This window comes from Paenibacillus caseinilyticus (genome assembly GCF_027533645.1).
Classification (GTDB): domain Bacteria; phylum Bacillota; class Bacilli; order Paenibacillales; family NBRC-103111; genus Paenibacillus_G; species Paenibacillus_G caseinilyticus.
The window spans coordinates 1-23,846 of record NZ_JAQAGY010000003.1 but is presented as its reverse complement, the minus strand read 5'-3'; the positions used below and the strand labels follow the sequence as shown (position 1 = coordinate 23,846).

The window sequence follows — 23,846 nt, the reverse complement described above, 5'->3', positions numbered from 1 at the left end:
CCACAGGACTTTAACAGCGACTGGAATCCCATACCCATCGCTCGTATGGGCAAGCACGCGGAAGGACCGTCCGGGCATCCGGACGGTTTTCCTTATACCTTAATACGTGATCTCTGGGGAAGGATCTTAACCTGCCTTCGTATAAAAATGAAACTTTTTCCATAGATTCCTCGACTCCCCTATGCCGGGGCAGGCTCTACAATGAAACACACAGGCAGCAAATCACAGACAGGAATGGGGGAAGGCCATGCGTGGACCCTTGGTATCCATGGAGGGAATCGTGAAGCGGTTCCCCGGCGTGCTTGCACTGGATGGGTGCCGCTTCGAACTGCAGTCCGGCGAGGTGCATGCTCTGGTAGGGGAGAACGGCGCCGGCAAATCGACCATGATGAAGATCCTGACCGGAGTATACGCCAAGGACGAGGGCCGGATTCGGTACGAAGGACAGGAGGTCGAGATCCCGAATACGAAAGCGGCACAGGAGATGGGCATCAGCATCATCCACCAGGAGCTGAACATGATGCCGCATTTGACGGTGGCCCAGAACATCTTCATCGGACGCGAGCCGCGCAGGGGATGGTTTCTCGATGAGAAGGCACTGCACAGCAGGACGGAGGAGCTGTTCGAACGGCTCCATCTCGAGCTTGACCCGGGCAGCCCGGTCTCCGGGCTGACGGTAGCGAAGCAGCAAATGGTGGAGATTGCGAAAGCGCTCTCTTTCGAATCCAAGGTGCTGATCATGGACGAGCCGACCGCCGCGCTCACCCAATCGGAGATCGAGGAGCTGTTCCGGATCATCGGGCAGCTGCGCAGCCAGGGCGTCGGCATCGTTTATATCTCCCACCGGATGGAGGAGCTGAAGCGCATCACAGACCGGATTACGGTCATGCGGGACGGGAGCTATATCGATACCGTGCGGACGGAGTCCATCACCATCGATCAGATTATTGCGATGATGGTGGGCCGGCAGATCCAGCATATCTCGAAGCCCGCCGTAGCGGAGAACCGGAGTCCGGTCGTACTGGCGGTGGAGGGCCTAAGCCGCGGATCGCAGCTGAAGGATATCAGCTTCCACCTGCGCCGGGGTGAAATCCTAGGGTTCGCGGGGCTGATGGGGGCCGGGCGCACCGAGGTGGCAAGGGCCATCTTCGGCGCGGACCCGATCGACCAGGGGGAGATCCGTATTCATGGCAAGCCGGTGCGGATCCGGCAGCCTCATGATGCGGTAGCCCAAGGCCTCGGCTATTTGTCGGAGGACCGCAAGCAGTTCGGGCTTCTGACCGAGATGGACGTGAAGACGAATATCGCGGTGGCCAGCTATGCCAGCTATAGACGATGGGGTTGGATGGATGACAGGGGGATCGCCGAGACGGCGGAGCGGTATGTCGAATCGCTCAAGATCAAGACCCCGGGCACCGGGCAGCTCGTCAAGTTCCTGTCCGGAGGCAACCAGCAGAAGGTCGTCATGGGCAAATGGCTCACGCGGGATTGCGATATTCTGATCTTCGACGAGCCGACCCGGGGGATCGATGTGGGAGCCAAAAGCGAGATCTACGCGCTGCTGGAGCAGCTGGCCGGCGATGGGAAATCGATCATCATGATTTCCTCGGAGCTGCCCGAAATTCTGCGGCTGAGCCACCGGATTCTGGTGATGTGCGAGGGGCGGATTACCGGCGAGCTGCACAGCAAGGATGCGACACAGGAACAAATCATGAGATTGGCAACGATGCGAACGTAAGGAGGATGTACCCATGAAAGTCGCTTCACTAAACCGCCAGCCTTCGATCCGAACCGGGGCGATGCAGAAAGTGCTTGCCTTCGCGAGTTTAATCCTGCTGGTCGTGGTCTTTTCTTTGGCTTCGAGCAACTTCTTCCGCTTCGACAACCTGGTCGCGATCATCTTATCCACGGCCGTCATCGGTGTCTTGGCGCTGGGCTCCACCTTTGTGATTATCACTTCCGGCATCGATCTATCGGTGGGCACGGTCATGACGTTCTCCTCCGTGATGACCGGGGTGATCATCGCCACCTGGCAGCTTCCTATGCCGCTCGGTATCTTCGGCGGCATCCTTACAGGGGCCGTATGCGGTCTGATCAGCGGGCTGGCCGTGGCCAAGATGAAGATCCCGCCCTTTATCGCGACCTTGGCGATGATGATGGTCACGAAGGGACTGTCGCTGGTCATTTCGGGAACGAAGCCGATCTACTTCAACGATACGCCTCAGTTTATGGATATCTCCATGGGCTCTGTGCTCGGCGCCATCCTGCCGGGCTTTGACATTCCGAACGCGGTGCTGATCTTCTTCGGACTTGCGGTCATCGCCAGCATCATCCTCTCCAAGACGATCATCGGGCGCTTCACCTTCGCGCTCGGCAGCAATGAGGAAGCGACGAGATTGTCCGGCGTCAATGTGGATCAGTGGAAAATCATCATCTACACGATCACCGGGGCGTTCAGCGGGATCGCCGGCATCATGATGGCATCCCGCCTCAACTCCGCGCAGCCTGCACTGGGAGCGGGTTATGAGCTCGAAGCCATCGCAGCGGTCGTCATCGGCGGCACTTCGCTGAGCGGAGGGCAGGGCTCGATCCTCGGCACCGTGATCGGCGCATTGATCATGAGCGTCCTAACGAATGGACTGCGCATCCTGTCCGTTCCGCAGGAATGGCAGACGGTGATCGTCGGGCTCGTCGTTATCCTGGCGGTATACGCGGATATTCTGCGGCGCAAGAAGAAGTAAGCGAGCTGAAGGGAAGCGGGCAGGGCCTCCGGGCTGGAGTGAGCATAGCTCAGTGGAATGGATCAGTGGAGTAGCGGGAATGGATCTGTGGGAATCGATCAGTAGGAAACAAGGGGGAGACGACGATGGCACAAAGGAAATCTTGGTTTGCGCTTGCGGGAGTAACGGTGATGGCGGCGGTCATGCTGGGCGCTTGCGGAGGAAACGGGGGCGGATCGCAGCAGGCGAATGCGCCTGCAGCCGCCGAAGCGCCAAAGTCGGAAGACGCGAAGGCAGCCGCTGGCAAAGTGTATATTCCCGTGATCTCGAAGGGCTTCCAGCATCAGTTCTGGCAGGCCGTCAAGCAGGGGGCCGAGAAAGCGGCGAAGGAGTTCCAAGTCGAGATTACATTCGAAGGCCCGGAGTCCGAGACGCAGGTGGATAAGCAGATCGAGATGCTGCAGGCCGCGCTCGGCAAGAAGCCGCAGGCGGTCGCCCTCGCCGCGTTGGACAGCAAAGCCGTGGCTCCGCTGCTGCAGAAGGCCAAAGCCCAGAACATTCCGGTCGTCGGCTTCGACTCCGGCGTCGAAAGCGACGTGCCGGTCACCACGGCAGCGACGGATAACAAGGCGGCCGCCGCTCTGGCTGCCGACAAGATGGCGGAGCTGATCGGTCAGGAGGGCGAGATTGCGCTGATCGTCCATGATCAGACCAGCCGCACGGGCGTCGACCGCCGCGACGGCTTCGTGAACCGGATCAAGGAGAAGTATCCGAAGATCAGCATCGTGGACGTTCAATACGGCGGAGGCGACCATCTGAAGTCGACGGACCTGGCCAAGGCGATCCTTCAGGCGCATCCAGGTGTAAAGGGCTTCTTCGGCGCCAATGAAGGCTCCGCGATCGGCGTGCTCAACGCGGCTGCCGAGCTTAAGAAGGAGAAGCTCGTGATCATCGGCTTCGACTCCGGCAAGCAGCAGATCGAGGCGATCCGAAGCGGCAGGATGGCGGGAGCCATCACGCAGGATCCGATCGGGATCGGCTATTGGTCCGTCAAGGCGGCGGCCATGGCGGTCAAAGGCGAGAGCGTGCCGAAGACTATCGATACGGGGTTCCACTGGTACGATAAGAGCAATATGGATTCCGATACGATCAAGCCGCTGCTCTATAATTAGGGCCGGGCAGCGAAAACCGGCAGAGGCAGTCCCGCAAGGGGTTGTCTCTTTGGGCATTCGATGTACAATGAATAAAGCGGTTACATGACTGCGGCGGTTCATCTGGAAATGGCGGTCTTTCATTCTGGAAATCGGAGAGGTGGACCCGAATGTATTCACTCCTGCTGGTAGATGACGAAGATGAGGTCAGGGAAGGCATCATGGAGAAGACCGACTGGGCCGCCTGCGGCTTCCGGCTGCTCGGAGCTTACGATAACGGCAGGGACGCGGCCGAAGCGCTGGAGTGGCTCCGCCCCGATGTGCTCATTACCGACATCTGCATGCCCTTCATGGATGGGCTGGAGCTCAGCCGTTATGCGGCAGAACAGTGCCGGGATACGAAGATCGTGATCATCACCGGCTATGAAGAATTCGACTATGCCAAAGAGGCGATCAAGCTGAAGGTGAATGAGTATCTGCTGAAGCCGATCAACTCCAGGGAATTCATGGAGTTCCTGGGCAGGCTGAAGACGGAGTTGGATGAACAGAGGGCGGCGAGGGAGAACCTCAGTGTCATCCGGCAGCAGCTGAACCAGAGCCTGCCCCTCCTCAAGGAGCGTTTCCTGGAACGGTTGTCGACCTCGGTCCTGAAGAAGGAAGAGATGAGCCGGAAGCTGGACTATTTTCAACTGCCGCTGCCCGGACCGGCCTTCCTGTCGATGGCCGCGGATATCGACTCTTGGCAGACCGCCCAGCCCGCGGGGGCGGTGGACGCCGCAGGCTCGGATATCGAGCTGCTGCATTTCGCCGTGTTTAATATTTTTCAGGAGATCTTCGAGAAGGAGAGCGGCGGGGCGGTCTTCCGGACAAGGGACGACCGGATCGGCGTTCTGCTCTGCGGCACTCCGGAAGAAGTCGGGCCGCTGGCCCAGGCGCTGGCGAGCCATACCGCTTACAGCGTCGAGAAGTATCTTAAACTTACCTTGTCCATTGGCATCGGGCGGGCCTGTTCGGCCCCGGCGCAGATTCCCCAGTCGTTCCGGGAAGCCTGCTCGGCGCTGGAGTACCGGCTGCTGCTTGGGAGCAACCGCATTCTGTGCATCAGCGATGTGGAGCAGGGGACGAGCATCCATTCCATGGAATACCTGGAATGGGAGAAGAAGCTGCTGTCGGCGCTGAAGATGGGCAAGGGGAATCAGGTCAGCAGCGTCCTCTCCGCCTGGCTCGAGGAATGGAGGTCGGCGGGCCTTCCGGTGGAGAAATGTTACAGCATGCTGTATAAGTTTCTGGTGGCTCTCATGAACTGGGTGGCGGAGACCGGCTGCGAGGAAGCGGAGGTGTTCGGCGGAGATCCGTTCAAGGAGATGAGAGCGGTCCGGACATTGGATCAGCTGAAGCTGTGGCTCGAAGGGCTATGTCACCGGGTGGTCTGTTATCTGGGAGAGAAGCGGAGTATCGAGACCCAGTCTCAAATGCGCCTTGCCGAAGCCTATATCAAAGAGCATTATGTCGACGAGAACCTGGCTCTCCAGCACGTGTGCGATCACATTTATATGAGCACCAGTTATTTCAGCGTATGCTTCAAACAGCATACCGGACTGACCTTCGTGGAATATTTGACCCGGCTGCGGATCGATAAGGCGAAGGAGCTTCTGGCGGCTACAGGTCTGAAGGCATACGACATCGCATCCCGTGTGGGATACCCCGACCCGCAGTATTTCAGTGTCATCTTCAAACGGCATACCGGAAGGACACCCAAGGAATTCCGCAGCCGCGCTGCAGCCGGGGAGACGGTATGAGAGGAGTCCGGCTCTTCCAAGTCCAGAGCATCCACACGCAGATCGCGCTGGCTTTCTCCGCCCTCATCCTCTGCACCACGGCGATCCTCAGCTTTACCGCTTACCGGCTCTCCGCGGATGCGGTAACCGGCACCTCGCTCGAATATACGAAGGAATTGGTCAAGCAGGTGCATACCAATGTCGAGACCTACATCTACAACATGGAGAGCATCGCGTCCCTTGCGCTCAGCAGCGGGGAATTGAAGCGGTACGCTTCCTGGCCGCGCCACGACAGCGCGGAAGGGGAGGAGCTGGGACGGAACCTCAGCGCCTATTTTCGTACGATCCTTGCCTCCCGTAAGGACATTGCTTCCATTCTCTTCGTCGGCGGGCAGGGGGGGATGGTCTCGGACCGGATCGGGGGGAGCCTCAAGCCTTATTCCGAAGTGCAGGAGCAAGAGTGGTATGGGAGTGCGCGGCGGCTGGAGGGAGGTACGGCGATCACTTCCTCGCATGTTCAGAACTTATTCAGGGGAGAGTACCGGTGGGTCGTTTCGATCAGCACAACGATACCTTCCACCCAAGCGAAGTCTTCGGGAGAAGGAGCGGACGGGGGCGTGCTGCTGGTGGATCTGAATTACAGCGTGATCGACAATCTGTGCAAGCAGATTCAGCTCGGTAAGCGGGGGTATGTATATATTCTGGCTCCTTCAGGCGACCTTGTATATCATCCGCAGCAGCAGATCTTGAATACACAGCTGAAGACGGAGCGAATATCGGAGATCCTGGAGTCCAAGGACGGGACGATGACCTTCGGAACCGGGACGGACTCGAAGATCTACACCGTATCGACAACCCGGTTCGGCTGGAAGATCGTGGGCGTCGTCTTCCCGGAGGATCTCACCCGGAACAAGCATGCCATGCAGTGGTCCGCCGCCTTCTGGGGAAGCCTCTGTCTTGCCATTGCCTTATCGATATCGGTGATCCTGTCCTTCACGCTGACGAGGCCGCTCAAGGCGCTGGAAGCCCACATGAAGCTGGCGGAGAAGGGAAGCTTCGGGCAGCGTGTCGATATCGAGAGCACCAATGAGATCGGCAAGCTGGCGAGAAGCTTCAATGTGATGATCGGCCGGATTCAAGATCTGATGGAGCAGATTGTTCAGGAGCAGGAGAAAAAGCGGATTAGTGAATTGAAAGCGCTTCAGGCCCAAATCAAGCCCCACTTTCTATACAATACCCTCGACTCGATCATCTGGATGGCCGAAACAAGGAAAATGGACGAGGTCGTCAGCATGACCTCCGCACTCGCCAAGCTGCTCCGCTCCAGCATCAACAAAGGGGAGGAGCTGGTCTCCCTTGCCGTAGAGCTCGAGCAGATCCGTCATTATCTGACGATCCAGCAGATCCGGTACCGACGCAAGTTCACCTACTCCATTGAAGTGCCGGAGGAACTGCTCTCCTGCAAAATATTAAAGCTTGTTCTGCAGCCGATCGTGGAGAACGCCATCTATCACGGCATCAAGCATAAGGCCGAACCGGGTCATATCGGGATCTCTGGCCGGCGGGAGGGCAGCGGGATCGAGCTGACGGTGTCGGACGATGGGGCCGGCATGCCTGAGGGCAAGATGAAGACGATGCTGGGCGGGCTTCAGCGGACTGCGGATGCTTCCGCGGGCTCCGGCGTAGGCGTCCATAACGTGAATCAACGGATCCGGCTTGCTTTCGGTTCCGGCTATGGCCTTCAATTTCAGAGCGAACTGGAGGAAGGGACCGTCGTGACGATACGGATACCGGAGCTGGTGGACAAGGGAGGGCAGGCGGTTGAATAAAGGATGGAGAGTGGTGCTGGCCGCCATGCTGCTGCTCTCTGCCGCACTGGGGTATTACGGCCGGATGCCAGGCCCCGATGCGGGGAGCAGGCCGATTCTGTTTATTCCGAAGACTACGGATCCCGGGATCTCCTTCTGGCAGGCGATGAACCAAGGGGCTGCGGCAGCCGCCAAGGAGTATGGTGTGGAGGTGCAGATGGCCGGTACGGCAGCGGAGACCGAGGTCGAAGAGCAGATCCGTCTGCTGGAGGAGGCGATCCTGCGCAAGCCCAGAGCCATCATCCTGGCTGCTACGGATTATAACCGGCTGGCTCCCGTGAGCAGAAGGATTAAGGAAGCCGGCATTCCGCTTATCTCGGTCGACTCGGGAGTGAATGGAACGGCGGCTGCAAGCTTAATCACCACGGACAATTATGCCGCCGGGAGGCAGGTCGGCGATGCCATGCGGGCTCTGCTGAAGCCGGGGGCCAAGGTGGTGGTCAGCTTCGTGAAGGGCTCCACCCCTGCGGTGGAGCGGGAGAGAGGAGTGAGGGACAGCTTGGAGGAGAGGGGCATGACCATTGCGCAACTCATCTATACGAACGCCGAGGAGGAGCTCGCCTACCGGATGACCGCGGAGCTGCTGCAGCGTCCGGATGCCAAGACACTGGACGGCTTCATCGGTCTGAACGAGCCCTCAACCGTCGGGGCCGCAAGAGCCTTGAAGGAAGGGCAGCCGGAAGGCACGAGGGTGCCGATGGTCGGGTTCGACAGTTCGATGAGGGAAGTCGCCTTCCTGGAGGAAGGCGTCCTGCAGGCCATCGTCGTGCAGAAGCCGTTCAACATGGGGTATTTGGCCGTCAAGACGGCCGTCGAAGCTTCTTCCGGAGCGGCTGTCGCCCCATGGATCGATACGGGCGCCGTAAGCATTACCCGAAGCAGCATGTTTTCGAAGGAGAACCAGAAGCTGCTATTCCCGTTCGACAACGAATTGGACTGAGGCCGGGCGCTTGGCGACAAGAACAAGGACATACGGCAGCAGGAAGAAGGACATCCGGCGGGCAGGGTGGCCTGCCTGGCGAATGTCCTATCCTTCCGATCTTATTCGTTGAAGCTCGAAGAGGGGGGCTACTCCATCATGTCCTGAAGGAGTACCGTCAGCAGCTTCGCGGCTTCCGCTCTCGTGGCACTGCCCTGCGGGTCGAACTGCCCATTGCCTTTGCCGGCAAGGAAGCCCGCTTGATACAGGGCGCTGACTGCATCGGCCGCCCATGCGCTGATGAGGCGCTGGTCGGCGAAGCTTGCGGCTTCGGTATGGGCAGGCAAGGAGTAGCCTGTCACCTCGGCAAACCTCTTGAGCATGACGCACATTTCCTCGCGGCTGATCCGGTCATTCGGCCGGAACTGCCTATACTCGTTCCCTTGGACAATATGCTTCTCCGCGGCCCATGCGGCATAAGGCGTATACCATTCGCCTGCTTGGACGTCCGTAAACGCGGGGAGCGGATATTGGGAACCATCGGCAGGGGCGAGGCCCGCCAGCAATTTGGCGAATTCGGCCCGCGTAATGTCCGCATCGGGGGAGAATAGGCCGCCGCCGGAGCCGGATACGATCCCATGTGCAGCCAAGAAGGTGATAGGGCTGCCGGCCCAATGGGCGGATGTGTCGCTGAAGCTGACTTGGTTATAGCTTATGGCATAAGTGCCCAGATGGTCAGTCCGGAAGGACATCTGTCCGTCACGCTGTCTGAATCCCGATTGCGGCAGAAGATGAGGCTTGCCGTTCCGGTCGATGCCGCTGATAACCAGCGCATGGATGTCTTCCACCTGCTCCGGTTGGTAAGGGATGCGGACCTTGAGGCTGCCTCCGCCCAAGCTCGTTACCTCAGAATCTCCGGATTGGATTGTGTATTCCACTGCAGGCCTCGTGCCGGTCAGGCGCTTGGCTTCGGAATCGAAAGCGGCTGTATCGGCTGCGGCCATCCCCATACGGATCTGCTCTCCCGCAGAGCCCGTCAAGGACTTCAATACGGCCTTATCGAGCGTCATGCTGCCCAATGGGGTTGTGATCTCCACTTCCTTCGCTTTGCTGTCTGACAGCTTGCCCATCGCAGCTCTGGTAAGCGTGAGCCCTACAGCCTTCGCCTGCTGGGCGGTTTCTACTTTCAGCTCCGCCACCATGCTGTCTCCCGCCAAGGCGTTAACCTTGCTCAGCAGATCACTTAACTGGCTGTCTGTTATTTCTGCGGCTGCCCTGCCGCTTGCGTCAACCGCCGCCGTGACCGAGATGCTCTGTTTGTGCTGGTTGCCCGCGGCCGGTTCAGCGTCCTTCGCTGGAGCTGGCTTGTCTGCTGCAGGCGTATTCACAGCAGGTGTACCTGCACCGGAAGAGGAATGGCCGGATGACGACGAGTCCGACGAAGTGCGATTCACCGCCAGCTCGATCCGATCGGATTGATAGAGGACATTCACGTCGTACTGGCTGGGTAAGCCTGTCGTTTCGACGGAACTGAATTGTCCGGTGCGTTGATCCTTGCCATGGGTCATGAGGGTGATGACGCTGCTGCCCGGCATATAGGAGTCCGTGAAGTTCAGACGCAGTGTACCGTCTGCATGGACCGCACCCTTGATCTCCAGCAGATCATTCGTACCGCCAAGGTTCAGCTCCAGCGTACCGCCAGCTTCCTGCGCATAATTCCCGCCGATGGTCATTTTGCCGGCAACCTGTTCAACCAAGGTGCCTCCGTTCACTGTAACACCGCCGCTGCCTAGTGCTGTCGCCGACTCGCCCTTGAGTGTGCCGCCATGGATCTGTGTGCCGCCGGAATACGTATTGCTGCCCTGCAGCGTGAGCGTACCCGATCCTTCTTTGGTCAGCTTGCCTGTGCCGGAGATCTCGTTCCGCCAGCGATCCAGCGCATGGAAGCCGCCTTGGTACGCATCCATGGTCACGGTAACGTCATGGTCGAATGCGCCGTATCCGTCCGCGGCGGCAAAGAGATTCAGCCGTCCCCAGCCCTCGGGGTCATCGAGCAGCGGATAGCCGGAAGGAAGGCCGGTTGTGGCGAGAACCTCGCGGCGCTGCGTGGCATCCAGGTAAGGCAGCCGGGTTTCGAGCAGCACCTCAGCCCCCTTCGGAACCACCATGGGTTCTGCAGTGGAATTCATCTGGCTGAACCCGTAGGTCAGACGCTCGGTAAATTGGGCTTTATTCTTCTCATAGTCGCTGAACCGGTCTTCCGCTGTACCGGTTTGCGTAAGCAGCTTCGCATGCGCTTCCTCATAAGCCGCCTGCTTCACGGTGGTATTGTCCGGATCCGCGAGGATCGCAGCCGACAGCGCCGTCGCCATGACCCTTCCGCCCATGACATCCATAGGGGAGTGCATCCCGGCTACCACCCGGTTATGCCCCAGCTCCGACCCCCGCGTCAGCAGCTCCTGGAACCGCTCGGGAATGGCATAGGCCATAGCCAGCGCGCTGAGATACGAGGCGTTGGTGTGTCCGCTCGGGAATCCGCCATCGGTGGCCGGCGTCGTACTCATGGCAGGAACCAGCGCAGGGACGATGACCGACGTGTCGGCCCAGCGGAACGGGCGTTTGTAGCTGTAGAAGATCTTCGCCGGATTCGTGGACGAATAATTGCCGCGCAGGGTTTTGACCAGGGTGACGATCCGCCCGAGTTCCGAGTTCGGGTCGCCGGCATCGGTTCCCCCGTCATCGTATTTTTTGGTCGTGGCATCGGCCGGGACCTCGTTAATGGTCGTCGTGGCGCCCGCGTTCGTCCGGTACACATCGGTCAGCGGACCCAGGCCGTCGATGACGGAGTAGCTCTGCTTGCGGCGATCGTCGAGGTAGGCGGCATCGGCTTCAGCGGCCGTACGGCGGGCCGCGATGTCAACGACCTTCTGAATGTTGGCATCGAGCACGGAGCTGTTCAGTGGGGTCCCGTTATCCCAGGAGCTTCCGGGTGTCCAGAGTTCGAGGAATTGGGAGAGCACTCCGATCGAAGGATTGGAATAAACAGCCAGATTCACGGACGTGTTGCCTTTGTATTGGTCTACGAAGTGTCCCCAAGCCGGCGCTGATGGCAGATCTGCGGCTGGTGAGCCTGCAGGCAGGGTTTCAGTGGATGGGATGGATGGCGCACTTGCACTGGCATAACTTCCGAGCATCGTATTCAGCAGAAGGAGCACGCCTGTGGCGGTTGTAAAGTTTCTTCTAACATTCATGTTCGGATGTCTTCCTCTCTGATTGTAGTTCTGATTGTTGTCTCGGTTTGTGTCTACTTTGCAGGCTGCAAGGTCCGGTAGATCAGCCCCAGCTTGTCTATGTTATCGCCGGCACGTCCGATAAAGCCTGCGATGGAGCTGCCAGCAGGGGCGGTTAACGTGTACGGGGTTCCGCTCTTCGTTCCGGCAGCGATGGTGCGGCCTTGATTCGTGGTCAACTCCAGATAGAACACCCGGCTGCTTCCGTTATACGTATTCTGGTACAGGAGCGCCTTGGTGAAATATTCACCGCTGCCGAGCGTAAGTGAGGCCGTGCTGCCGCCGGCTCCGCCGTTGGTCAGCGTAGATCCGTCGGCATAGGATATCGACACCGCGTCCAATCGGCTTGCGCCTCTTAAGGTGACTGAGACAGGCTTGCTTGCCGCCGGCGCTGCGCTTCTTAGGAAGTTGAAGGCCGTTCCTCCGTCTCCGCCGACCAGGTCGCTGTAGGACACGTCTGCACTAGTCGAGAAGGAGAAATTCGTGCTGATGGCAAAGTGGTCGGAAAGCTGGTGGCCGGTTGAATCGGTAAAATAGGTATCTTCCACCTTGTAGGCGTTCGCTTGCAGCGATACGGCGGCGCCGCTTCTATAGAAGATTTTGTCCACCACCTCGTTGCTCGGGCCGGTCTCTCCCGGTGTGCCCAGCAATGCGGCATCCCCCATTTTCGGGTAGCTGCCGCCCCGGATCTTTTCGATCCATGCGTCTTTCAGTCCCAGCCTGTCTACGAACAGTGCCTTCAGGTTGTCCTCCGACCTTGTGTACCTGCAGTTGGTGTCGCCGAATACGAGCACCGCGTGGCCCTGCGAGTTCGCCTCGATGTAGGCGGCCAACTGGCTCAAGTTATCGCGTCTGGCCTCATTCGACAGCGTGTCGGTGTTCGCGTCGGCATGGAGGTTATAGACGTCGACATAAGTCCCGCCGGCAATCTTGACTTGCGTATAAGTGAACCCTTTGGGCGTGAGTTCATCCGAGCCGTTATCGAAGAGTCCGTACCTTTTGTTCCAGGTCACTCTAAGCAGATCGTTCACCGGGTATTGGGACAGCGTGTTCAGGCCGCTGCCAATGCCGGCGCCGCCAGAGGTCGGCGTGCGGTAAGGATGGGTATCGCTGGCATAAAGCGAGGCATGGTAATTGAAATCCTCCTGCACATTCACCAATTCGTAAGGCGCAAGCTTAGCGCCGATCAAGGGCGTGTAGGTTTCGGGGTCCGCGCTGCTCGATAGGACCGACGGCAGCCCTCCTACGTTATAGGATAGGACGTCGAAGCTGCCCGCTGCCGCGCTCGCCGGTTGGTAGCCGCCCGTTATCCCCAGGGGAGCCAGGAGCGTAACAGCCAGCGTAAAGACCATCATTCTACTTCGTTTCCGCATTCTCTTCCATCACCCTTCTGCATGCCATTTTTGACTACGACATCAATCTAGCATCCGGGCCTCTTCGCCTCAATAGAACAATTTCCGCTTGATATCACAATCGTACGGTCTATGGAGACGCACGCGGATTGGAGCGGGCGGGTTTTGGGGCGCATCAGGCCAAGCCGGCAGGTAAGAAACGAGAGGAATCGGCTGTATTCCGACGCCGTTCATGTGGAGTGTTAAGTTTCGGTTAAGGCGAAAACAGCCGCGGCCTATGTTGTATAATGTGGAATTGGAAGGAGGGGGGAGAACGATGAGAAGGCTGAACTCTGTTTTTGCCAACCTGGCGATTTCTTATGTAACGATAGTCGTCGTTATCGTTCTTTTGCTGTGCTCCATTTTCTATAGGGTATTGCCACGGAATTATAATGAAGAAATCCGGAGCAAGAATGGGATGATACTGGAGAATACGGCCCATGCCATTGAATCGGACGTTGTCGATCGGGTCAATCAGATCTACTTGGACCTGACGCTGGAGAAAACGGCGATTGCCGATTTGAATACGAGGGGTTCCTTGGAGGGACGCAGCAGTACAATTATCGATATGCAAGACCTGCTAAAGCAGGAGGTAATCCAGCATTCGGATCTCGTTCACGCCATTCATTTGTTCTATCCGGGGCCGGGCGTGATGATCTCATCCCTCTACGGACTGAACTACGATGTGGATGTTCGCGATGAAGCACTCCAGACGATGGACTGGATCGACAGGATGCGGCATAGCGATACCCCCTTCCTGTGGACCGCTGCGCGCATGGTGCCCAAAGATATCTATGCGGGCGTATCCGGCAATAACCCGGCGCAGCCGCTCATTACCTATGCCCACAGCTATCCTTTCGGTTCGACCGGCGAAGCAAGCAGCCTTATTATTGGCATAGATCTCAAAGAATCCGCGATCTCTGCCCTCATCGGGCAAATGATGCCCTCTGACTATAGCAGCACCTACCTCATGGATTCGAACGGAATCATCATCTCGGCAGCGGATAAAACCATGCTGGGGAGCAAGCCCCCTCAAACGGACGATATCGAGAGATGGCTCGCATCTCCGGCGGAAGCGCAAAGCTTCATCGAGACTCTCCAACATACCTCCTATGTCGTATCCGGCCGGAAGCTCTCATCGAGCGGCTGGACCCTCTACAATCGGATTCAGGAACATACCTTCTATCAGAAGTCGATTGTGCTGCAGCAGGTGATCCTGGCGATCTGCGTGTGCACTCTCCTGGTAGGACTGGTGCTCTCCGGTATATTCACGGTTGTCAGCTATCATCCGATTAAGCGGTTAATGAACAAGATTAAGGGTCTGTTCGACTCTCCCGCCGAGGCCAGGCACAATGAGTACAAGCTGATCGATACGGCCATCCATCAGCTGACGAGCAAGGTGAACAGCTTGGAGGAGACGCTCCAGGCCAATAAACCGGTGATCAAGCACAATGTGGTGCTTACGATGCTCCGGAACAGCTGCCAAGCTGACGAGCTGGAAGAGCAGCTGCTGTCGCTTGACATTCCGTTGGACTTCTCCCAGAGCTGCTGCATGGTGATCGACCCGGTGAACCAAGACTTCAAGGCGCTGGGCTCCAAGACGAGCCAGTATGTCATTTACAAGCTGATCAATCAGTTGGAGGCAGCCGTCTTCGAAGACGCCTACGTGATTGCGGAAGAACTGCCGGATCACAAGATTGTCGTCATGGTGCTCACCCACCATCCGGACGATGCCTTGCTGGCGTATATAGGCGATCTGGTTTTGTCCGAAGTGCGAACTCAGTTTGGCCTGGAGCTTACCATTTCCGTAGGCTTATGGGTGAATGGATGCATCGAAGTTCATAAGAGCTTTGCGGCGGCGGAGACGCTGATCAAATACGGCTATTTCTACCCCGAAACCGCGATGATTCAGGATTTCAGCCTGCTGAACCGGGAACAAAGCCATCAGGAAATCCCGCAATCCTTGCTGTTGAAGTATAAGGAGAAGCTCCAAGCAAGGAGCCTGGATGGGGTGACCGCGGCCATCGACAACCTCTTGAGCGAGATGAAGGAAGGCCCGTATGCGGCGGATTACTGCCGGTTTATCCTCATGAATATGATCTCGATGTACTCCGATTTTCTAAAAAACGTGAGGTTCAAGCCATCCGGCCAATTCCGGATCGATCTCCACAAGCAGTACCATGCCATCAGTGACATCCACCGGTTCAGGGAATGGCTGGTTCAGTCCATTGCCGAGTGCTACGGCCATATGGAGAAGCGCAGTGACGAACGGGCCATGGAAAGCATTGAAGCCGTCAAAGCCCATATTGGCTCGCACCTGTCGGAAGATCTTTCGCTGGATGCCCTTGCGGCGAAAGTGTTCTTGAGCCCGAAATACCTTAGCAGGATGTTCAAGGAAGAAACGGGAATCGGTTATACCGAATATGTAACGCAGAAGCGGATGGAACACGCATTAGAGCTCATGCAGAATCACAGCATGACCATAGAACAGATCTCCGGCGCCGTTGGCTATGGAACACCCGCTTACTTTATCAAAAAGTTCAAGGAACTCCATGGCTGCACGCCGAAGAATTATGTCCGGAGCCAGCTGAAACAGGGATAGACATCCATGTACGGAGGAAGGTCATGCGAATGGAACGTTATCGGAGCCGCCTGCTCTTGCTTCTCCTTCTTCCGGTGCTCCTCGCCCTGGGCGCTTGCGGGGCACCAACCGACCAGGCTGGGGGTGCGGAAGCCTCTCCGGATTCCAAGGCACTCTCCCAAGACCAGCGGTATACCATTTCCTGGACGATGCACCTGAACGAGGCCGTTCCGGGGGATGCGGAGATGATCCGTTATCTGGAGGACAAATTTCATGTGGATCTGGATATTTGGAATCTCGAGAACAACAATTACGAAGCGCTTCTGAATCTGAGGCTTGCGCAGGGTGAGATCCCCGACCTGTTCCGGATCCGGCAGCCGCAAGATCTCTTGAAGTACCGGAACCAGCACGTGCTTGCCGAGATCCCGGAGGGGATGCTGGCTGCCCAAGCGCCGAACCTGACCCGCTTAATCCAAGCGAACGCGCCAGGGTACATGGAATATGGACAGATTGAAGGCAGCCAATATGGCATCCCTGTAGTCAATCCGATGAACAGGTACCGGGTTCCGGTCGTGTACAGGGAGGACTGGCTTCATACGCTGGGTCTCCAGCCCCCCGCAACGCTCGAGGAGTTCGAGAAGGTGATCTATGCGTTCACCCGCAATGACCCGGACCGCAACGGCAAGAATGATACGTATGGTCTCTCCAGCGAAGGAATGAATGTCATATTCGGTGCATTCGGTCAGATGGTCTTCACCGAACAGCTTTATTTTGCGGAGAAGGATCACCGTCTGGTCATCGGGGCGCTGGAGCCGGAGATGAAGGAAGCGCTCCGGTATTTGCAGAAGTGGTATAAGGACGGAGTGATCGATCCGGAGTTCGTGACCGGGGAGAACAAGGGCGGCTATAAGCACCTGTCCCATGCCTTCATTCAAGGCAGGATCGGCATGACCTCGATGGGCAACTACTATCACTGGATTCAAGCCGGCGATTACCAGGTGTTCAACGAACTAGGCGAAGAGGTTCCGGTAGAAGCGTCATTCAATGCGCTGGAGCTATCCCGCAAGAACAGCGAGGCAAGGATCGTGTTCGGCCCCCCCGTTACCGGACCAGGCGGAAAGAGCGGCTCCAAGGCCTATGATATGCTGATGAGTTATACCGCGATAGGTGCCCATGCAGCCAAAGAGCCGGGAAAACTGGCCAAAATTCTGGAGATTCTCGATTATGTCAGCGCGAACCCGGATCTGGAAGAACATATGAAGATGAAATACGGGGTACAAGGAAAGCACTGGGCATGGGCGGGCAATGCGAAGGAGGATGTCGTCATCCTGCCGCCGTTTGATAAGCAGGTGAATTATACCAATCGTATTGGCGCTAATATTGGCATGGCCGTCCCAGGTACGCCTGCAGACCGGAGGGACAAGTGGGCGGCCACCCTGGGGCTTGACGAGCACGGCGTTTACAATGCTTTGAAGGTTGCCTTCCCCTCCTTAATACAAAACAGCCCGGAACTGATTAAGCTTCGGAACAAGGCCTATATTTCCATCATTACGGGGGACATGCCCCTCGATTATTTTGATGTTTTCGTGGAGGAGTTTATGAAAGCGGGCGGCGGGCAGGTAGTAAAGGAGGCGAACGATGACCACCGTGCCGGACGCGGCTTCACCGCTCCTCAGGATCGATAAACCGGGACGTGCGCGCCCTGACGCGCCTTCGCTAAGGGATAATGTGGCGACCGTAAAATAATACAAGTAAATCGTATATTTTTAAATACTCCTGTCTTTTATTCTATGGTATAGTAGGGGCTATAGTTTGTTTTATTTTTATATAAATTAGTTCACTGCATTGAATACTATTACATTGTATGATGGAGGAACATTCATGAGTTTTGATGTGAAACATGCCATCCAGAACGGCAAAACAGTACTTGGTATCGAGCTTGGTTCAACCCGGATTAAAGCAGTTCTCATTGGCGAAGATCATAAGGCTATCGCATCCGGCAGCCATGACTGGGAGAACAGCTATGTGAATAATGTCTGGACTTACAGCATAGAGGAGATTTGGAAGGGCATTCAGAACAGCTATCAAGCGATGGCTGGCGATGTGAAGCGGCAGTATGGAGTCACGCTGCAAACCATCGGAGCGATCGGGTTCAGCGGCATGATGCATGGCTACATGGCTTTCGACCAAGCGGGAGAGCTCTTGGTTCCTTTCCGCACATGGAGGAATAATATCACCGGACAAGCTTCCGAGACGCTGACCGAATTGTTCAACTTTCACATCCCGCAGCGCTGGAGCATCGCCCATTTGTATCAAGCGATCTTGAATCAGGAAGAGCATGTAGCCCGTATCGGCTTCCAGACGACCCTGGCCGGATACATCCACTGGAAACTGACCGGACAGAAGGTTCTGGGCGTTGGCGAGGCTTCCGGTGTATTCCCTATCGATATCGCCACAAAAAACTATAACGCTGTCATGATGAATCAGTTCAACGAATTGACAGCATCCCGCAACCTTCCTTGGAAGCTTGAGGAGATCCTGCCGAAGGTGCTGACTGCAGGTGAAAACGCTGGCATTCTTACGGAAGAAGGCGTAAGGCTGCTGGACGTTACCGGAGAGCTGCAGGCCGGCATTCCGCTGTGTCCGCCGGAAGGGGATGCCGGGACGGGAATGGTCGCAACCAACAGCGTAGCGAAGCGCACCGGTAATGTATCGGCCGGGACCTCCGTATTCGCTATGGTTGTCCTGGAGAAAGAGTTATCCAAGGCTTACGGCGAGATCGATCTCGTGACCACGCCAACCGGTAACCTGGTCGCCATGGCTCATTCCAATAACTGTTCTTCCGACCTCAATGCGTGGGTTGGTTTGTTCGAAGAATTCGGCAGGGTCATGGGTCTGGAATCGGATATGAATAAGCTGTATGGCACGTTGTATAACCTTGCCCTGCAGGGGGATCCGGATTGCGGCGGCTTATTGGCTTATGGATATCTCTCCGGTGAACATATGACCCACTTCGAAGAAGGGCGTCCGCTGTTCGTGCGCTCCTCCGACAGCAACTTCAACCTGGCTAACTTCATGCGTGTCCATTTGTTCACGGCCCTCGGCGCCCTGAAGATCGGCATGGACATCCTTCTCAAGCAAGAGGCTGTCCAGCTGGATGAAATCTTAGGCCACGGCGGCTTGTTCAAGACCAAGGGGGTAGGACAGCAGATCATGGCTGGTGCCCTCAACGTACCGGTCTCGGTTATGGAAACGGCTGGGGAAGGCGGAGCCTGGGGCATTGCCCTGCTGGCCTCCTATATGATCAACAAGTCGGAGAATGAAACGCTGGAGGCGTATCTGAGCCAGAAAGTGTTCGCAGGAGAAACGGGTGTAACCCTGTCGCCGGATCCTAAGGATGTCGAAGGCTTTGAAGTATTCATGGGGCGGTACAAGAGCGGACTGGCTATCGAGAGAGCGGCAGTTGAGCATCTTAAATAGATTAACAGTATGAAGAGAAACCGAGGATCTTATCCTCGATGGGAAACAAGGAGCTGTCGCGGCAGCCCCTTGTTTTTTTGTGCGCATGCCCAGAAGCACGGATGCCCTGAAGCTTAAGGATCTTAACCTGGCCGATTGTGAATTATGATATACTTCCGATAGATGATAGATATGGGATACTATGCCATATTTGAGAGTGGTGCCAGTCTCACGATGGGGATGGCCGGATTCTCAGTTTGCCCGGTTAGATCAGGGGTTGTTCTTAGTGGTGGGTACGCTTCCGATTTTTTTTAAAAATATTTTGGGGGGTGTGTCGATTTATCCGCCGGCGGTTCGTCGTCTTAATAACAACAACCCAAGGGGGCATTCCTATGTACACCGTAACTTCCAAAGACGGCACGAAGATCGCTTATGACAAAGTCGGTAAAGGGCCGGCGCTCGTCCTGATAGGGGGAGCGTTCAGCTACCGCAAATTCCCGGGCCTGGTGCAGCTGGCGGATCTGCTCGCAGACCGCTTCACGGTCTACAATTACGACCGCCGCGGCCGCGGGGACAGCGGGGATACACAGCCGTATGCCATCGAGCGCGAGATCGAAGATCTTCAGGCCGTGATAGAGGCCGCCGGCGGTTCGGCCTATGTGTGGGGACTCTCCTCCGGAGCGGTTCTTGCCCTCCAAGCGGCGGCGGCGGGAGCCGGCATCACGAAGCTGGCCCTGCATGAGCCTCCCTTTGTGGTCGATGCTGCAGATCGCAGGGCGCCGGACGATTTCCTGGCGCATGTGACGGCGCTGATTGCCGCGAACTGCCGGGCTGACGCCATCAAGTATTTTATGACCCAGGGCATGGGGGCGCCTTCTCTCATTGTCGGCATGATGCGCATCATGCCCGGCGTGTGGTCGAAGCTCATGGATGTGGCGCACACGCTTCCGTACGATGCGGCCCTGCTCCACGGCTATATGGAGGGGAAGCCGCTTCCCGCCAAACGGTGGAGTGCCGTTACGATGCCCGTGCTGGTACTCGAAGGTACGGAGAGCCCGGCCGTACTGCGGCATAGCGCCCAGGCGCTGGCCAGGGTGCTGCCGAATGCGCAGCTGCTGAGCCGGAAGGGGCTTGGTCATACGAAGAAGCTCGATACCAGGCGTATTGCTCCGGAGCTTGCGGCATTCTTTCTTAGCGATACCGCTCGAAGTAACGTCATGACCTTATAAATACAAGAACATCTACGGCGTAGTTTGAGATTGGGCTGCGGCCATCTGAATTTTGACCATATTATGGGAGGTGTATAAAAATGAGATTCATGATGATTGTGAAAGCTACAACCGATTCGGAGGCCGGGGTCATGCCCAGCCAGGAGCTCATCGAGGCCATGCAGAAGTACAATGAGGAACTGGTGAAGGCCGGTGTGCTGCTCGCTGCCGATGGGCTGCAGCCCAGCTCGGGCGGGATCCGCATCTCGTATCCGGAACCGGGAGGCCAACCGAAGGTGGTGGACGGCCCGTTCACGGAGGCCAAAGAAATGATCGCCGGGTATACGTTAATTGAAGTGAAGTCCCGGGAGGAAGCGGTGGAATGGGCGATGCGTATGCCGGATCCCCATGGATTCGGACAGGGCGAGATTGAGCTCAGGCAGGTGTTCGAGGCGGAGGACCTCATGGAGAATTCCGAGACGCTGGCAAGAGAAGCGGCGCTCCGCCAACAAGTAGAGGAGCAGAAAAGAGCTTGAGCCGCTCTGTTGCCCATCGAACCATAGATGCGGTGTGGCGGATCGAGTCGGCCAAGCTGATCGCGGGATTAACAAGAATGGTGCGGGACGTGGGTCTCGCAGAGGATCTGGCTCATGACTCTCTGGTCATTGCCCTGGAACGGTGGCCGGAGACCGGTATCCCCGACAATCCGGGGGCCTGGCTGATGACGGCGGCGAAGCAGCGCGCGATCGACCTGCTCCGCCGGTCCAAGCTGCGGGAGCAGAAGTATGCCGAACTCGCTCGCCGTACGGATCTATATACGGAGGACGACATCGACAAGGCGGTGGACGGGGAGATCGGCGACGATCTTCTTCGTCTCATCTTCATGACCTGCCATCCTGTATTATCGCAGGAGGCCAGAGTCGCCCTGACGCTCCGCTTGCTATGCGGGCTGACTACGGATGAGATCGCACGCTCCTTCCTCGCGGCCGAATCCACGATCGCCCAGCGCATCGTCCGGGCGAAGCGTACCCTGAGCACCAAGAAGGTTCCCTTCGAACTTCCGTCGGAGGAGGAACTCGAAGGCCGCCTGTCTGCGGTACTTGAGGTGGTGTATCTCATGTTCAATGAGGGATATTCGGCCACATCCGGGGATGACTGGGTCCGCCCGCTGCTGTGTCAGGAGGCGCTGCGGCTCGGCCGCGTGCTTGCTGAGACCGCGCCCGGGGAACCGGAGGTTCATGGCCTGGCGGCCCTGATGGAGATTCAATCTTCGCGGCTCAAGACGCGGGTGAACTCCAGAGGGGAGCCCGTTCTGCTCCTGGATCAGAACCGGGCGCAGTGGGACCGTCTGCTGATCCGCCGCGGCTTGGCGGCTCTGGAGCGCAGCCGGAAGCTGGGGCGGGCCCTCGGGCCCTATGCGCTGCAGGCTTCCATTGCGGCCTGTCATGCGCAGGCGCCGACGGCGGCGGAGACGGACTGGATCCGCATCGCCGCTCTATACGAAGCGCTGTCGAGAGTGTCGCCATCGCCGATCGTCGAATTGAATCGGGCGGTTGCCATCTCGATGGCGTTCGGCCCCTCCTTCGGCCTGCAGATGATCGACGAGCTGAAGGCGGAGCCTTCATTGCAGGGCTATCACCTGCTGCCGAGCGTCCGCGGCGATCTCCTGGTGAAGCTGGGGCGGTACAGTGATGCGCGTACGGAATTTGAACGTGCTGCAGGCTTGACCCGCAATGAACGGGAGAGGGCGCTTTTGCTGAACCGGGCCGCGGAATGTATCACCGGAGCCTCCGAATGATTTTTTTTCGGCGGCATGTCGATTACCGGGTCTCCCCTTCGTCGTTATAGCAGGGGAAGCAGTAAGGCGGGCTGGCAGCGCCTATAAATCTTCTTCCCACCAGGAGGGAAGCGGTTATGCGGTACATGTTGATGGTCAAGGGGACAGGGTATTCGGAAGCTGGAGTACAGCACGGCCGGGAATACGACGCTGCAGTGGCTGCGTACTGGCAGTCTTTGGCCCAGGCGGGTGTGCTTCTTGCGGCAGAGGAGCTGCTGCCGAGCTCGGCAGGGATCCGGATACGGGTTCGGCCGTATGACGGAGAGCCTGAGGTGCAGGCCGGCCCTTTTCCGGCAGATGCCGGGCTCCTTGCGGGATTCGCCTTGATCGATGTGATGACGGAGGACGAGGCGCTGCAGTGGGCGCTCCGGATGCCGATTCCAGCCGGCATGGGCCGGGGCGGGGCCGAATGGCGGATCGAGCTGCGGAGGCTGGCTGAGCCGACGGATGCTTGGCGGGACCCGAGAATCGAAGCGTTGGAGGCCGATCTTCAGGATCAACTCCACATGTTACAACGAATATAATTCCAAAAGGAGTGTTCGGGAATGAGTCAGGAAGTCACCGATTTTATTGAAGCTATTAAGGAACCGTGGCAGGGGGAACTGTCCGCTGCCCTGCGTGAAGTCGTCCATGGAGCGATCCCGGAAGTGCAGGAGCGTATCCAATACAAGAAGCCCCATTTTTTGAAGAACGGCAAATACGCCGCAGTGATCTCCACTTCGAAGGACGCGGTTAGCTTTACGATCTTCAACGCCGCCGGGCTGGAACTTCCGGAAGGCATGTTCGAGGGGCCGCCCGAGAGAAAAACGCTGAAGCTGCGCAAAGGGGACTCGGTTGACCCGGCGCAGTTAGGGGCATGGGTAGGGCAGGCTTCGGGCTCGTTGTAAAGATGCAGCAGGAGATCGCCAAGGTACATTAATGCAAAGAGGAGAGTAAGGGAGCCGTTGTCCTGCGGGATAGCGGCTTTCTTACGAATAACTCTTGAAAAGCACCCTTACGATAAGGAGTAAATAAGTGTGAATGAATGTAAACAGATTGGATTTATAAAGATTGAATCAGAATTTGAAGAAGGTTCTGGGGTAATTATATTATCAAAAAGTGAGAATAACTATTATCAAATGAAGGTAGCTCAAAGTCATAAATATGGAATGATTGCCGAAATCGAGTTGAATTCAGCAGAGTTCAGTAGATTAGTTGGTGCTTTTGAAACTGCATACAAAATGATTTTCGAAGGAGTATTTCATCAAGAGAGGCATATGGTTGATATAATTTATCTAACGGATTCCAAACCTAAAAGACAAGGTACGGTTATCATAAATATAATTAGGGATTATATTGTTCTAGTTGTTTCATTGACTTATGGAGGAGATCCAGATCTAATAATTGACCTGGAACAAACTAAGGATTTAATAGAGATATGTAAAAGGGCTCTGAAGCGTGAGTAGATTACCTTGTAGTGTTTAGGTGTACAAGTATGTAAAAAAGCTGCTTATTTACAAAAAGGAAAGGAAAGGCAGCCTGTTAGCCATCCATGCCCCTGCCGGGGCACCACAGAATAATGAAAATTTTACTGAGACGTTCTATACTATTCTTACGGCTGGTGAGGAAGGTCGTTAAGCTATGGTGTTGCGAACCCATCCGTTA

17 protein-coding genes are annotated in these 23,846 nt (G+C 57.0%); 15 read left to right on the top strand and 2 right to left on the bottom strand.

What is annotated here, in order from left to right:
* The first annotated feature begins 247 nt into the window (after positions 1-247).
* The 6 genes from O9H32_RS05660 (at position 248) to O9H32_RS05635 (ending at position 8,457) form a co-directional block, all read left to right on the top strand.
* Positions 248-1,738, top strand: coding sequence for a sugar ABC transporter ATP-binding protein (locus tag O9H32_RS05660; protein ID WP_269864916.1), 1,491 nt, complete (start codon positions 248-250; stop codon positions 1,736-1,738).
* A gap of 13 nt (positions 1,739-1,751) precedes the next feature.
* On the top strand, positions 1,752-2,741 hold the full coding sequence (locus tag O9H32_RS05655; protein WP_269864915.1) for an ABC transporter permease: 990 nt from the start codon (positions 1,752-1,754) through the stop codon (positions 2,739-2,741).
* A gap of 125 nt (positions 2,742-2,866) precedes the next feature.
* Entirely contained in the window at positions 2,867-3,892 is a 1,026-nt protein-coding gene (locus O9H32_RS05650) for an ABC transporter substrate-binding protein (RefSeq protein ID WP_269864914.1), read from the top strand.
* Between the two features lie 149 nt (positions 3,893-4,041).
* Positions 4,042-5,670: a helix-turn-helix domain-containing protein gene (locus tag O9H32_RS05645; RefSeq protein WP_269864913.1), complete on the top strand. Its 1,629-nt coding sequence runs from the start codon at positions 4,042-4,044 to the stop codon at positions 5,668-5,670.
* Positions 5,667-7,478: a cache domain-containing sensor histidine kinase gene (locus tag O9H32_RS05640; RefSeq protein WP_269864912.1), complete on the top strand. Its 1,812-nt coding sequence runs from the start codon at positions 5,667-5,669 to the stop codon at positions 7,476-7,478. The genes O9H32_RS05645 and O9H32_RS05640 overlap by 4 nt, the downstream gene beginning before the upstream one ends.
* A complete protein-coding gene (locus O9H32_RS05635) occupies positions 7,471-8,457 on the top strand; it encodes a substrate-binding domain-containing protein (protein WP_269864911.1) in 987 nt (328 codons plus the stop codon). Before O9H32_RS05640 ends, O9H32_RS05635 begins: the two co-directional genes overlap by 8 nt.
* 128 nt (positions 8,458-8,585) lie before the next feature.
* On the opposite strand, the gene O9H32_RS32765 is transcribed toward O9H32_RS05635, so the two are convergent.
* Positions 8,586-11,687 (bottom strand): S-layer homology domain-containing protein, encoded by a 3,102-nt coding sequence (locus O9H32_RS32765; RefSeq protein WP_319946925.1) that lies wholly within the window; start codon positions 11,685-11,687, stop codon positions 8,586-8,588.
* Positions 11,688-11,740: 53 nt separating this feature from the next.
* Positions 11,741-13,099, bottom strand: a complete 1,359-nt coding sequence (locus O9H32_RS05620) for a jacalin-like lectin (protein WP_269864910.1) — start codon at positions 13,097-13,099, stop codon at positions 11,741-11,743.
* A gap of 295 nt (positions 13,100-13,394) precedes the next feature.
* Between O9H32_RS05620 and O9H32_RS05615 the strand changes: the two genes are divergently transcribed.
* The 9 genes from O9H32_RS05615 to O9H32_RS05575 all read left to right on the top strand — a co-directional run bounded on the left by O9H32_RS05615 (position 13,395) and on the right by O9H32_RS05575 (position 23,647).
* On the top strand, positions 13,395-15,719 hold the full coding sequence (locus O9H32_RS05615; RefSeq protein ID WP_269864909.1) for an AraC family transcriptional regulator: 2,325 nt from the start codon (positions 13,395-13,397) through the stop codon (positions 15,717-15,719).
* Between the two features lie 23 nt (positions 15,720-15,742).
* Positions 15,743-17,383 carry an extracellular solute-binding protein gene (locus O9H32_RS05610; protein WP_269864908.1) on the top strand — a complete coding sequence of 547 codons (1,641 nt, stop codon included), beginning with the start codon at positions 15,743-15,745 and terminating at the stop codon, positions 17,381-17,383.
* Between the two features lie 196 nt (positions 17,384-17,579).
* Positions 17,580-19,178 carry a xylulokinase gene (locus tag O9H32_RS05605; RefSeq protein WP_269864907.1) on the top strand — a complete coding sequence of 533 codons (1,599 nt, stop codon included), beginning with the start codon at positions 17,580-17,582 and terminating at the stop codon, positions 19,176-19,178.
* Positions 19,179-19,549: 371 nt separating this feature from the next.
* The gene (locus O9H32_RS05600; RefSeq protein WP_269864906.1) at positions 19,550-20,386 is read left to right on the top strand and encodes an alpha/beta fold hydrolase; all 837 of its coding nucleotides are present in this window, start codon (positions 19,550-19,552) and stop codon (positions 20,384-20,386) included.
* Positions 20,387-20,466: 80 nt separating this feature from the next.
* A complete protein-coding gene (locus O9H32_RS05595; protein WP_269864905.1) occupies positions 20,467-20,901 on the top strand; it encodes a YciI family protein in 435 nt (144 codons plus the stop codon).
* Positions 20,898-22,163 carry an RNA polymerase sigma factor gene (locus O9H32_RS05590; RefSeq protein ID WP_269864904.1) on the top strand — a complete coding sequence of 422 codons (1,266 nt, stop codon included), beginning with the start codon at positions 20,898-20,900 and terminating at the stop codon, positions 22,161-22,163. Before O9H32_RS05595 ends, O9H32_RS05590 begins: the two co-directional genes overlap by 4 nt.
* Positions 22,164-22,279: 116 nt before the next feature.
* A complete protein-coding gene (locus tag O9H32_RS05585) occupies positions 22,280-22,726 on the top strand; it encodes a YciI family protein (protein WP_269864903.1) in 447 nt (148 codons plus the stop codon).
* Positions 22,727-22,747: 21 nt separating this feature from the next.
* Positions 22,748-23,089 carry a DUF1801 domain-containing protein gene (locus O9H32_RS05580; protein ID WP_269864902.1) on the top strand — a complete coding sequence of 114 codons (342 nt, stop codon included), beginning with the start codon at positions 22,748-22,750 and terminating at the stop codon, positions 23,087-23,089.
* Positions 23,090-23,218: 129 nt separating this feature from the next.
* On the top strand, positions 23,219-23,647 hold the full coding sequence (locus tag O9H32_RS05575; RefSeq protein ID WP_269864901.1) for a hypothetical protein: 429 nt from the start codon (positions 23,219-23,221) through the stop codon (positions 23,645-23,647).
* Positions 23,648-23,846 lie beyond the last annotated feature (199 nt).